At 32.8% G+C, this 13,442-nt stretch carries 5 protein-coding genes and 1 pseudogene; 5 read left to right on the forward strand and 1 reads right to left on the reverse strand.

What is annotated here, in order from left to right; all coding sequences use genetic code 11:
- Positions 1-435: 435 nt before the first annotated feature.
- The 3 genes from A2J09_RS21590 (at position 436) to A2J09_RS21605 (ending at position 10,851) form a co-directional block, all read left to right on the forward strand.
- Entirely contained in the window at positions 436-5,307 is a 4,872-nt protein-coding gene (locus tag A2J09_RS21590) for a DNRLRE domain-containing protein (protein ID WP_036160752.1), read from the forward strand.
- Positions 5,308-7,487: 2,180 nt separating this feature from the next.
- Complete coding sequence (locus A2J09_RS21600) at positions 7,488-9,644, forward strand: Ig-like domain-containing protein (protein WP_036160758.1); 2,157 nt, start codon at positions 7,488-7,490, stop codon at positions 9,642-9,644.
- A 1,006-nt stretch (positions 9,645-10,650) separates the two neighbouring features.
- The gene (locus A2J09_RS21605; protein ID WP_012292800.1) at positions 10,651-10,851 is read left to right on the forward strand and encodes a hypothetical protein; all 201 of its coding nucleotides are present in this window, start codon (positions 10,651-10,653) and stop codon (positions 10,849-10,851) included.
- A 15-nt stretch (positions 10,852-10,866) separates the two neighbouring features.
- Here the strand turns inward: A2J09_RS21605 and A2J09_RS24340 are convergent.
- Positions 10,867-11,196 (reverse strand): annotated as a pseudogene (locus A2J09_RS24340) (transposase); the annotation flags it as partial.
- 417 nt (positions 11,197-11,613) lie between these two features.
- Here A2J09_RS24340 and A2J09_RS21615 point away from each other — a divergent pair.
- On the forward strand, positions 11,614-11,979 hold the full coding sequence (locus A2J09_RS21615) for a hypothetical protein (protein ID WP_036160763.1): 366 nt from the start codon (positions 11,614-11,616) through the stop codon (positions 11,977-11,979).
- Entirely contained in the window at positions 11,966-13,441 is a 1,476-nt protein-coding gene (locus A2J09_RS21620; protein WP_012292803.1) for a DNRLRE domain-containing protein, read from the forward strand. The genes A2J09_RS21615 and A2J09_RS21620 overlap by 14 nt, the downstream gene beginning before the upstream one ends.
- Position 13,442: the final 1 nt, after the last annotated feature.

Consider the following 13,442-nt stretch of genomic DNA (forward strand, 5'->3'; position numbering starts at 1 on the left):
ATTGTACGATCATTATAGAATATTAATGTATGATAAATGGATGTAAGTCATATAATCAAGCGGGAAAATTTCTGAATAGATTATTTTTGAAGATTCAACAAAGTTGGTAATCCTTTTTCTTATCAAGGTGCCAAATCCATAAGAGAGAAACGCTTTCAAAGGAGTAGTGAGAATATAAGACCACTAAGGAAATAATTTCCTTGATGGTCTTATATTACTGTGTTGTTCTTTTTTAGTAGGTATTTATTACTTGTATTACTTAATGCGGTTCAAGTGAAAGAGACCATATTATTTGCAGAACATATCTTAGGTCTTTTCGATTTTTTATAACCAAAATGTGCTAGTGAAAATGAACAGTTTAGCACCATCCTACTAGTGCTTGTCTGGCTATAATAGATATTGTTTGAAAATTCACGAGAATTAGGAGGAAACAAATTGGTAAGGAAAATATTTATTCAAATGATTGTTTTGGCAATGTTCATTGCATTTATTCCTTTTGGGAATTTTGCAAGTAATGCAAGTGCTGCTGAAATACAGTCAGACAAAAATGAACAAAAAGGAAAAGGAAAAGGTAAAGAAAAAATTGAAGTGGTAGGGGAGCGTACGGAAACCTCTAAAACGTATAACAATTTAGACGGCACTTCAACAACAGAAATTTATGAGGCACCTATTCATTTTAAAGATGATAAAGGCAACTGGACAGATATTGATAACGAGCTTCAAAAACAAAAGAACAATGGCAAAGGTCAATATAAAAATAAAGCCAATAGCTTTACTGTAACTTTTGATGAAAAAATTAAAGATGAAGCGAATAACGTACAAGTGTCGGAAGATCATTATAATCTAGATATTGGTCTAAAGGAAATTGAACAAAAAGGTGAAGTAATCCCTGCAAAAGAGGTAGTTGGGGTTGCTACAGATAATCAAATTCAGTATGAAAATGTATTTGAGAATATTTCAACTATATATTCTGTTGGAGAAAACTTCGTAAAAGAAGATATTATGATTAGCCAAAAACCTGAAAAGGGGTTACCGCAAACCTTTTCATATCAGCTATCTCTTGAAAATTTATCCTATGAACAGATTAATAATCAAATTTTTTTGAAGGACGCTTCTACTGGTGAAATGAAGTATGTTATAGAAGCCCCATTTATGTACGATGCCTATAAACCTGCAGGCTATCAATCTATTGATAGTGTTAATTCCATTCCAGAGGAAGCGAAGTCCTATGATATAACCCTCAAAACCCGTAAGGAAAACAATACATTATGGATTGATTTAATACCTGATGCAGCGTGGTTACAGGATAAAGAACGCCAATATCCAATTGTTATTGATCCTACAATTGTCCGTATCCAAGGAAATTCTAAAATGGAAGATACAACAATTCGCAAAAAGTTCCCAACGCAAACTGGAGGAAATGATACAGAGTTAGGTACAGGTACAGCCACAGACGGGAATATTGTTAGAAGTTTATTGAAGTTTGATGTAACACCTATTCCAGAAAAAAGCATTATTATGTCTGCGGATGTAAGTCTTTATCTATCTTCAACTAATGATCCAACTCCTATTAATTTAAGTATGCATGCTATGAAACGTTCATGGGATGAAAATACTGCAACATGGAATAACTATTCAACAGCAGGAGGCTGGACAACCGTTGGGGGAGATTATAATACCACGCCTCTTTCAACTGTTACAGGAGTCTCTTCAGTACCGAGTAATGTAGAAGAAGGTATTAAACGATGGTCTATTCCAACGAATATGGTGAGTGGATGGCTATATAATCCCGAATCGAATCTTGGTTTATTATTAAAAAGCACTTCAGAAAGTACCATGATTTACAAAAAGTTCATCAGTAGTGAAAGCACAACCAACCCACTCGCATATAAACCAAAACTTGTCGTTACTTATAAAACACCTAACCGTTTAGGTTTAGAAAATTATTGGGATTATTCCACACATGATATTTCAAATGGAACGAACTATGTAAATTTAGGCACAAATAATAATGTTGTTCAATACACAGATTTTAGTTTATTCAACTATGGAGGATTTGGTTTAGATTTTACTCGAACATATAATAGTAAGGATTTTGAAAAATCTCCATTTGGCTATGGTTGGAGTTTTACAGGTTCAGAGAAATTATTTTATAATGATAAATATTTTAATGTCGAATATAAAGATGCAGATGGTACGGTCCATGCTTACTCATGGGATGGAGATAAGTATATTGCACCAGTAGGTAATTATGATAGTTTAGTTATGGTGGATAAGTACACTTTTAAACTGACTAGCAAAACTGGTATCACAACAACATTTAAAGTTAGAGAAAGCACTAGTGATACAGATATTGAAGTAGCCTATATTACAGAGCAAAAAGATTTAAATAACAATACGATAACTTATACGTATAATACATCAAATGAGCTTACTTCTATCACTACTAATTTAGGTACAAAATTGCTGTTTACGTATACAAATGGGCTTATTACGAATGCAAAATACAATGATCAAGAAATAATCTATACGTATACAGATGGTAATTTAACACGAGCTTTGGTTAAGAAAGATGACACAACATCAACACCTACTTCGTTCTACTACACGACTAATGGACAGTTAACGAAAGTCATAGATAGTAGACAAAAAATCATGCTTTATGGGTATGATAGCGAGCTGGATTTAGTTTCTGTAACAGAGCCATCTTTAGATGGACAAGTAGCTTCTACCACCGAATACTCTTTAGACCGAACAAACAATATTGTATCGGTTACTAGCCCAGAAGGTACAGTTACACGCTATGGTTTAAATAACAACTTTAGCGTAACGAAAATATTTGATCCTTCAGGTGATACAACAACCTATACACTAGATGAGAATAGCTATAATGTTTTTTTACAAAAAATTGTCTATTTAGATGGTTCTACTTACACGAAAAATTTCAAGTATGATACGAAAGGGAATATAATAAGCACTACTGATTCAAAAGGTGTGACAGAATCTTATACGTATGATCAATATAGTAATCTTTTAACGCAATCAGATGCTAATCAGCAAACAACTACAAACACTTATGAGAACGGTAATCTGAAGACCTCCACAACACCTAAAGGGGACACAACAACCTATACGTATAATGACCATGGGGATATGACACAAGTAAAGTATCCTGATGGGAAAATAGAAACGTATAATACTAACTATGTTAATAATCAAAAAACAACTACTTATCGAGATAATCAATTAGATATAACTACTATAACTACAACAGATTTTCACGGTAATATCCTTTCATATCAAGATGGTAATGGGGAAATCACGAGATATAGTTATAATTTGAAAAATGAATTAGTAGAAGTACTAGATACATCAAATAAAACAACGTCGTATAGCTATGATGCCAACAGTAATTTAACATCAGTGATAAATGCTGATGGTAAACAACAAATGTCTCTCAGCTATAATGCACAAAATTTCATCGAAAAAGAAACAAATGCCGAGGGATTAATAACGACCTATAATTATAATGCTGATGGAGCATTAAAAGAGGTTATCAAAGCAACAGGTGCAAAAATCGACTATACTACCTCAACTGATACCAATACACAGATTGTGAAAGTAGATGGGGTTAATCAGTTTTCCACCCAAGTAGATGGTTTATCCACTACTGTAACAAATCATACTCTAAACAATCAAAAAGTTACGTATACACAATCAGAAAATGAACTATTACAAAGAGTAGACATTAACGCACCTGTAAATCGTTCGATTATGTTTACTTATAAAAATGAGAAAGATTTAGCAAGCATTCAATATGGTACAAATACAATTGAGTATGCATCGAATGAAAACGGCCAAACAACCGAAGTTACACTCGATGGACAATCTTCAGCGAACTTCATATGGAACAAAAACAACTTATTGGAGAGCACGACTTACCAAAATGGTGCAGTTATTTTAAATAAGTATAATGCTGATCAATTACAAGCAGAAATTTTGAAAACCAATAGTACAACAACTTGGCTTCAAAATACGTATGAGTATAATAAAAATCAGCAAATTACCAAAGTAACGAACGATGGTGGTACAGTCACTTACATGTACGATGCTTTAAATCAGCTAATTAAAGAACAATACAGTAATGGTTTATCCATTTCTTACACCTATGATTCAGTTGGAAACCGTACTTCTAAAGCGACTTTGCAAAACGGTAGTTCAAATACAATTAACTATAGTTATAATAATGCGAATCAAATGAAGGCTGCTGGTGAACAGACTTATACTGTAAGTCCTAATGGAAATGTGACAAATGATGGTGTTTTCCAGTATGTTTGGAATGCCTTTGATCAATTAACAGAAATTAAGTCCCTAACAGGTGCAACAGTTGCATCTTATCGTTATGATGAAAATGGACGTCGTGTATATAGTAAAGATAGTAATGGTGAAACGTATTATCGTTATAATGGTCTGACAAACCAAGTCTTGTTTGAAGAGGATGCAAGTGGAGTTATTACAAAAAACTTTACCTATGATGATAAAGGTTCTCCATTAACAATGACATATTTGGGCTCAACATACTACTACTTAACAAATTATCGAGGAGATGTATTAGCATTAACAGATAATAACGGTGACATTGTGGCGGAATACGCATATGATGCGTGGGGAAATATTATGAGCCAAAAAGGTAATATGGCAACTATTAATCCTTATCGTTATGCAGGTTATCGATATGATGAAAATACTAAACAATACTATTTAATGTCTCGTTACTATAATCCAGATACAGGTGTGTTCTTATCGTTAGATCCAGTACGTGGTGATACAATGAATCCCTTATCGTTGAATGGTTATAATTATGCGAATAATAATCCAGTGATGAATGTGGACCCTGATGGTGAGATAGCTTGGTGGATAGGTGCAGCAATTACAGGAGGTCTTTTAAACGCTATGCCTATGCTTTTAAATTATCTAGTTAAACATAAAAACCTAAAAGGTTTTAATTGGGGGAGATTCGGTACAGCTTTTGCTGTAGGTGCCATTACCTCCATTGGAGGAATGGGATTATATAGAGCGATTGCTAGCACTGGTGCAGGTTTAATAACTAGAATAATTGCAATGGCTTCATATGGTCCGAAAGCGTATATTTTAAATACAATTGCTAGAGGGCAGAAACCAACTTTGAGAGGAGTATATTCATCATACGTTATTTCTGGCATAAGTTCAGGTTTACAAATATTTAAACGTTTAAAAGCAATTTATCGATATGGTGGAAAACGGGCTTTACAAAATTATTTAAGATGAAATAGTGAGGTGAAAGTATAATGAAAATTATCATCCTTTTATTAGGAATTGCCATTACAGTTATAGGAATAATTTATTCGAAAAGTTATCATGAAAAGAACTTTACAAAATCATATGCATCAAGTTCTTCAACTTCGAGTATTAATGATAGTATAATTTTGGGCGCTCTCTATTTCTTAATAGGATTCTTACTGTCTATTTCACCTTGGTATATAGTTAAATCTTTATTGATAGGGGTAGGGGTTTTCTTTATTAGTTTATCTCTATTTTATATGTGATAAGTTCTACTAATACTTCTAGAGCCTGAAGAAACAAAATGGTTAGACTCAGTAAATGATGGTTGGTGTGATTTTCTGTAAAGAATCCTTGAAGTTTCTTTTAACTTTATTTATTCAGCAATTGGGCGCTTTCCTGGAAACAAGGGAAGTGCCTTTTTAATTAATTAGAGTGGAACTATCAATATTTTTTAGGTTGTTGAATATCCTTATATGGAAAAAATTCACATTGAACATAATAGAATCAATAATAGATTTATAGGTGGGAGAGTGAAAGACACATGTTAATTGGAGAGTCCCTGTAAACCTCGGTGAAAAAATAGCAAGTTCAGCATTATCCTTTATCGCAGGTTCATTAGCATTTAAAAAAATTGCGAATAAAAAAATTAGCTCTTTTACGGCTTATAAGGCTCAAGTGCGAAGCTTTGCGAATACATTTAGTAAGTCATTAATAAGGTACGCAAAGAAAAGCTTAGTAACTGCACTAGGCAAAAGAGCGGCTTCTATGATGATTGGGGGCTTAGGAGGAGTTTTCATTCAAGAGATGGTTGTATTCACTTACTGGACTGTAGTATACGCAGTAAACTACAAACCAAAGAAATGAGGCGAGCTTTGTGATATTTTTTAGTACAGGATTATTAATAGTAGGGACCATACTTGCAATAATAAAAAAAGTCTATATCCGTTCATTGTAGTACTTATCTATGGAAGTGTTGCATTACTATTTGATTTATTCCAATTTATGCTCGGTTTTTTAGGAGATAATTGGGTATTTCATCTAGTTATTCCTTTTATAATTACAGCAATAGCACTTTATATTGCAAACAGATTAATCGAAAAAATGGACTGGCAGTATTAATAATCCATGTAACATTATCTATCCAGTTGGCCTCAATTCTCTCTAAAATTGTTTTATCAAGAGGGGGCCTTATAAAAAGTAGAGCATAAAATATCCAATTGGGTTTTTATGCTCTGCTTTTTTTAATTATGAAGAACAGGGGGTTGGTCCAAAAAGCTCTTTTATATAAAAAGCTCTTTTAATTTTATTGGTACCAAACAGCTTGAATTATTCCTATTGTTGTAGATTGATAATTGTAATAAAGTTTGATTAAAAACATCTCACCACTATAGATTTTTAGAGATGAGATGTTTTTATTAGAAAATTTATGATAGTATCGCTTTGAGATTGTAAAGAAATGTACTTAAACTAACGGGGCAGGTTAGCTGAGCAAGAGTAATATAGATTAAGGGGGAAACAAACAAACAGGGTAAAGAACCCTGTTTGTTTTGATTCACTTCGAGAGTTAGAGATATATTGTATGTAAAATGCTTATGTTAAAATTTGTAAATCATAATTTGTATCAAAGGGCATTCTATAACGGACGATATAGATATAAAAGAGGATAAAAAGGCAACCATATTAACCATTGGTTCTAGTAAGCTGGGACTTTGGAAAATGACATTCTAACAGGATTGTTTAGTCTTTTTTTGATTTAACTAAATATTAAGCCAATTGAATATTTTCTTTATCTATTATTAGACTCTATTTTTGCTTTTCATTAAAATTTTGAAGTATTAGGCTATACTAGGAAATTAATTTGAAATAAATAATTTGTTTATGATTTTAAAAATTCAAAAATGACGTATTTGTTGTATATATTTCTTTATTGCGTGCATGCTATAAAAAGTTATTTGCAGATGTATGGAAATCACAAACGATTAATTAAGAAAGTGGATTTCCTTTGAATGCAATTATTAAAAGCCCTATTATTTTTATCAATTATCACAAAACTTAAAGACAGGCAACAATAACAATATACTACGATGGAACTGCAGGAATCCCTCAATAGGATAAGCGCAACAAACTTCACATTAGATGGAAAAGCGTACTTCGGAAATGTTGTTATGGGTGCTGGTAATAAATCAGTTATCTTAACACCTTACACTACTTCAACTCTTTCTGTTGGAGATCACAAACTTACTGTTTCTGGTGTAAAAGACTACGCTGAGTTTGTTTCATTAAATTCAACACATGAATTCACAGTTGTTGAAGATAAAGAAGCACCAACAATAAAAGAAGCTACTGCAACACTTGAAACTGTTACATTAACATTCTCAGAAGATGTTGATATGGACACTGTAAAAGCTTCTAATGTTTATTGGAAATCTGGAGATTCTAAGAAAGAAGCATCTGAATTCGAGCGTATTGCCGATAATAAATACAAATTCGTATTCAAAGGCGCTGAAAAAACTCTTCCAACTGGAAAAGTAGATGTGTATGTAGAAGACGTTAAAGATTACTCTGATAACAAAATTGCTAAAGATACAAAAGTTACTGTAACTCCTGAAATCGATCAAACTCGTCCAGAAGTAAGAAAAGTAACTTCTGTTGATGAAAAAACTATCAAAGTTACATTCTCTAAAACTGTTGATAAAGAAACTGCAGAAAAAGCAGGCAACTACACAATTACAGACAAAGACGGTAAAGTAGTTTCTGTTGATAAAGTAACTGTTGATTCAAAAGATTCTAAATCTGTAATTATTGACCTATACTCAAAAGTAAGTGTTGGTGAAAATACAATTACAATTAAGAATGTTAAAGATGCAACAAAACTTAACAATACAATGCTAGATTACACTGGTAAATTTACAAGATCAGATAAAGAAGGTCCAAAATTCGAAACTGTAATCAATGCTGATGCAAAAGCTAAAAAAGTTGTATTAAAATTCAACAAAAAAATGGATGCAGCATCTTTAGCTGACTCTTCGAACTACCTAGTTCGTATCGATGGTACTTTACAAACATTAACAGATGATGTTGCTACACTTTCAGTTTCAAACGATGCTACAGTAGTAACTATTACTTTTGCAGAGACAATTAAAGGAAATGATGTTGTATTTGCTACAGGTAAAACATCTGGTAAAGCTAATGTACATGAATTACAAGTTCTTGGAGTAAAAGATACTTCTGGTAACGTGCATGATAAATTTAATGGTAAAGATAATATCATTGATTTAACAGTAGGAACTACGAAACTAGCACTTGCTCAAATCGACAAAGATTATGATGCAAAATACACAGCAGAATTAGTTGATAGAAAAACTGTAAAAGTTAAATTCTCAACAGTTATTAAATCAGCATCTTCTAATGCATTTACTTCTAATACACATAAAATTGATTCAATTCAAGTGGATGGAACTTCAACTGTTACAGTTAAATTCAAAGATGAAATTAAAACAGATGGTTCTGATTTAAATTTAGTAGCGAATTTATCTAAATTTGTTGATGTTGCTGATAACGAAGGACCAGTTAGAGAAGAAACAATTTCTCCTACTACAAACTTATTAGATTCTGTTGCACCAGTTCTTGATGGAGAGCCTGTTGTTAAAGATGCAACAATTACTTTCACTTTCTCAGAAAGTTTAAAAGCTGGTGGTAGTGATGATGTTTTAGCTACAGATCTTACTGTAACTCGTGTATCTGATAATAAAGATTTAGCAATTTCAGATTACACTGTTGCTGTAAATGATAAAAAACAAGTTGTTATTACACTTAGTGACAAACGTGAAGCTGCAACTGCTTATAAAGTTACAGTGAAAAATGCTAAATATATCATTGATACAAGTGATAAAAAGAATGCAATTGCTGATTTCAGCAAAACAACAGCTGATAAAGTTCAAACTGATTCAACTATCGGTGAGAACACTGCAGCTGAAGCACTTAAAGTATTAAACAAAGCTATTGATGATAAAAAAGCAACTTTAGCACAATATACTGCAGTAGGAATTACAAAACTTGATTCAACTAATTTTGCAGCTGTGAATGCAGCAGCAGCAGCAGTACTTGCTGATTTAAATACTGCTAAAACAGCGGTTGAAGGTGCTACTTATACACTAGAAGCTACTGATACAAGTGTTACAGCAGCAGCAAAAGTAAAAGCAGCAGTAGAAGCTTTATCAGCAGTTAGCTCTAAATCATTTGCAGTTGCTGTAACAGAGGTTAGCTTCTCTGCAGCAAACCTGGAACAACTGATGGTGAATATAAATTTACTGTTAAATTAACAGCAGTTGATTCTCAAAATGTAACTACATCAACTGTGGATGTAGTAATTCCAAAATAATTAGTCTGTGATATCAGATTCTAACACAATTCATCTGACAATTAATTGAAATTTCAGAATGTGAGAGTGCCCTACATAGCTTCGGCTGTGTAGGGCTTTTCTTTTTCACCGCAACAAAGCATATTACATACTTTCCTTGAATGGGCTTTAACATCTAAATTAGATGTTGGTAATTTGAGTATTTACTAAACCATACCAGGAGTGAATTATATGGGAGAAAATCAAAGGAAAGTACCTGCAACACGTATTCAGTGAGTTGCTATTGTATTTGAATGAAAAGGTCCTCAACAAAGGAAGATGTGTTCGCCAGAAGACAAAGCAACTATCATTTGGGCTTGAATAGTGACAGAGAGCGATTTGTTGTTTTGTAATCGATGTACTCGGTCAGTCATTCTTATTCCTGGTGGAGACCTAAGGAAACCGAAATAAGGGATGGAAGTAGCGGATCGTTTGAAGTCTTGTTAGAAGATGTGTGTCAGTATCCGTGAGGCTAATAAGATGGCAGCGGATTAGTAGTAGTGTGGATTACTAGCCGTTTAGACTTGTATGGTAACATATGAGAAGAAGAAAAATAGCAGGGGCGAAGAAACCCAGTCAGTGGTAGATCTATAAGAAACTTATTTCCCTAAAATTTGTTTCTTTTAAAAGTTAAATTCAGAGACAATCATATTATAGGATTGTCTCTTTTTTTATTTTGTATTTACTCAATGAAAGAATGTAAATTTTGGATAGAAGAATGCTCATTCTAGTTAATATAGAGAGATTCCATGTATGTTTATTATATTTCTTAACCAATGTAATCTGATTTTTAATACAAACCTTCTCTGAATAAAGCAATAAATAAGCAATAGAAAACTCTTGAAAATTTAATTCTTAAGTATTTAATGCTTGAATAACTTTAATGAAAAAAGGAGATGAATAAGTAAAAATTATTAGGTAGGTTAAATATGGAATTTTATAAAGAAAAAGAAATCTTTTGCTACAGTTGCCGTAAAAAAACTATATTTACTTATAAAAATATGCATAAAAAGAACGGGGTAGATAGCCATTGTAGTGAGTGTTCTGGTATTTGGTTTGAATGGCAAAATAGAGCTGTTGAGAGGGAAATGGAAAAGTGGATTGACTATAATAAACATCTTATCAAATGACTAAATGGTATTTTTGGTCGCTGAAAATTTACCTGATTCGTAAACAACTTGGGTCAACTCCAGCGAAAGCCACTAGCTATTTAGGGTTGCTAAATCGATCTATTCACCAATTTCATATAATAGATGCTCTTTGTATTGAAGAAGGATATTTATATACATATCAAGACCTAAAATATGACTCTGGTAAACAGTTTTTTCAAAAGGATTACGAGCTGCAGTGGCTTTAAACTGTAAAGCTTTTTTATTTGCCCATTTAATGCATCTACCCTTACATGGCTCATTAATTTTGTCTGTAATCGATTACTCACTCACTTGCTTTAAAATAACTTCTGATGAAGAGAACTCTGAAGAGTTAATAGTGAAATGGATGTAAGTCATATAATCAAGCGGGAAAATTTCTGAATAGATTATTTTTGAAGATTCAACAAAGTTGGTAATCCTTTTTCTTATCAAGGTGCCAAATCCATAAAAGATAAACGCTTTCAAAGGAATAGTTAGAATATAAGACCATTAAGGAAGTAATTTCCTAGATGGTCTTATATTGCTATGTTGTTCTTTTTTAGTAGGTCGTTATTACTTGGATTACTTGATGCGGTTCAAGTGAAAGAGACCATATTATTTGCAGAACAAATCTTAGGTCTTTTCGATTTTTTATAACCAAAATGTGCTAGTGAAAATGAACAGTTTAGCACCATCCTATCAGTGATTGTCTGGCTATAATAGATATTGTTTGAAAATTCACAAGAATTAGGAGGGAACAAATTGGTAAGGAAAATTTTTATTCAAATGATTGTTTTGGCAATTTTTATTGCATTTATTCCTTTTGGGAATTTTGCAAGTAATGCAAGTGCTGCTGAAATACAGTCAGACAAAAATGAACAAAAAGGAAAAAGAAAAGGTAAAGAAAAAATTGAAGTGGTTGGGGAGCGTACGGAAACCTCTAAAACGTATAACAATTTAGATGGAACCTTTACAACAGAAATTTATGAGGCACCTATTCATTTTAAAGATGATAAAGGTAGCTGGAAAGATATTGATAACAATCTTCAAAAGCATAAGAACAATGGCAAAGGTCAATATAAAAATATAGCCAATAACTTTGCTGTAACTTTTGATGAAAAAAATTGATGATGAAACGAATAATGTACAAGTGACAGAAGATCATTATAATCTGGATATTGGTCTAAAGGAAATTGATCAAACAGGTGAAGTAACCCCTGCAAAAGAGGTGGTTGGGGTTGCAACAGATAATCAAATTCAGTATGAGAATGTATTTGATAATATCTCAACTATATATTCTGTTGGAGAAAACTTCGTAAAAGAAGATATTACGATTAACCAAAAACCTGAAAAGGGGTTACCGCAAACCTTTTCATATCAGCTATCTCTTGAAAATTTATCCTATGAACAGATTAATAATCAAATTTATTTGAAGGACGCTTCTACTGGTGAAATGAAATATGTTATAGAAGCCCCATTTATGTACGATGCCTATAAACCTGCAGGCTATCAATCTATTGATAGTGTTAATTCCATTCCAGAGGAAGCGAAGTCCTATGATATAACCCTCAAAACACGTAAGGAAAACAATACATTATGGATTGATTTAATACCTGATGCAGCGTGGTTACAGGATAAAGAACGCCAATATCCAATTGTTATTGATCCTACAATTGTCCGTATCCAAGGAAATTCTAAAATGGAAGATACAACAATTCGCAAAAAGTTCCCAACGCAAACTGGAGGAAATGACACAGAGTTAGGTGCAGGTACAGCGACAGACGGGAATATTGTACGCAGTTTATTGAAGTTTGATGTGACACCTATTCCCGAAAAAAGCGTTATTATGTCTGCAGATGTAAGTCTTTATCTATCTTCAACAAATGATTCAAGCCCTATTAATCTAAGTATGCACGCCATGAAACGATCATGGGATGAAAATACGGCAACATGGAATAACTACGGAACAGCAGGTGGCTGGACAACAGCTGGAGGGGATTTTAATACGACGGCTCTTTCGACTGTCACAGGTGTTTCTTCTGTACCAAGTAATGTAGAAGATGGAATTCAACGATGGTCTATTCCAACGACTATGGTGAGTGGTTGGCTTACTAATCCAAATACAAATCTAGGTTTATTATTAAAAAGTACAACAGAAGGAACATTGATTTATAAAAAATTCATTAGTAGTGAAAATACGACAAACCCACTTGCTTATAAACCGAAACTCGTTGTGACTTATAAAACTCCAAACCGTTTAGGATTGGAAGACTATTGGGATTATGCATCATATGATATTTCAAACGGAGTTAACTATGTAAATTTAGGGACAAATAATAATGTTCTCCAATATACTGATTTCAGCTTGTTCAACTATGCAGGCTTTGGTCTAGATTTCACTAGAACGTATAATAGTAAGGATTTTGAAAAATCTCCATTTGGCTATGGTTGGAGTTTTACAGGTTCAGAGAAATTATTTTATAATGATAAATATTTTAATGTCGAATATAAAGATGCAGATGGTACGGTTATGTTTACTCATGGGATGGAGATAAGTATATTGCACCAGCAGGTAATTATGATAGTTTAGT

Source organism: Lysinibacillus sphaericus (assembly GCF_001629735.1).
Classification (GTDB): domain Bacteria; phylum Bacillota; class Bacilli; order Bacillales_A; family Planococcaceae; genus Lysinibacillus; species Lysinibacillus pinottii.

Excerpts from the sequence above, each read along its gene's own strand:
- A2J09_RS21605 (WP_012292800.1), top strand. The coding sequence starts at position 10,651 with ATGGAATTTTATAAAGAAAAAGAAATCTTTTGCTACAGTTGCCGTAAA.
- A2J09_RS21620 (WP_012292803.1), top strand. The coding sequence starts at position 11,966 with ATGAAAAAAATTGATGATGAAACGAATAATGTACAAGTGACAGAAGAT.
- A2J09_RS21600 (WP_036160758.1), top strand. The coding sequence starts at position 7,488 with ATGGGTGCTGGTAATAAATCAGTTATCTTAACACCTTACACTACTTCA.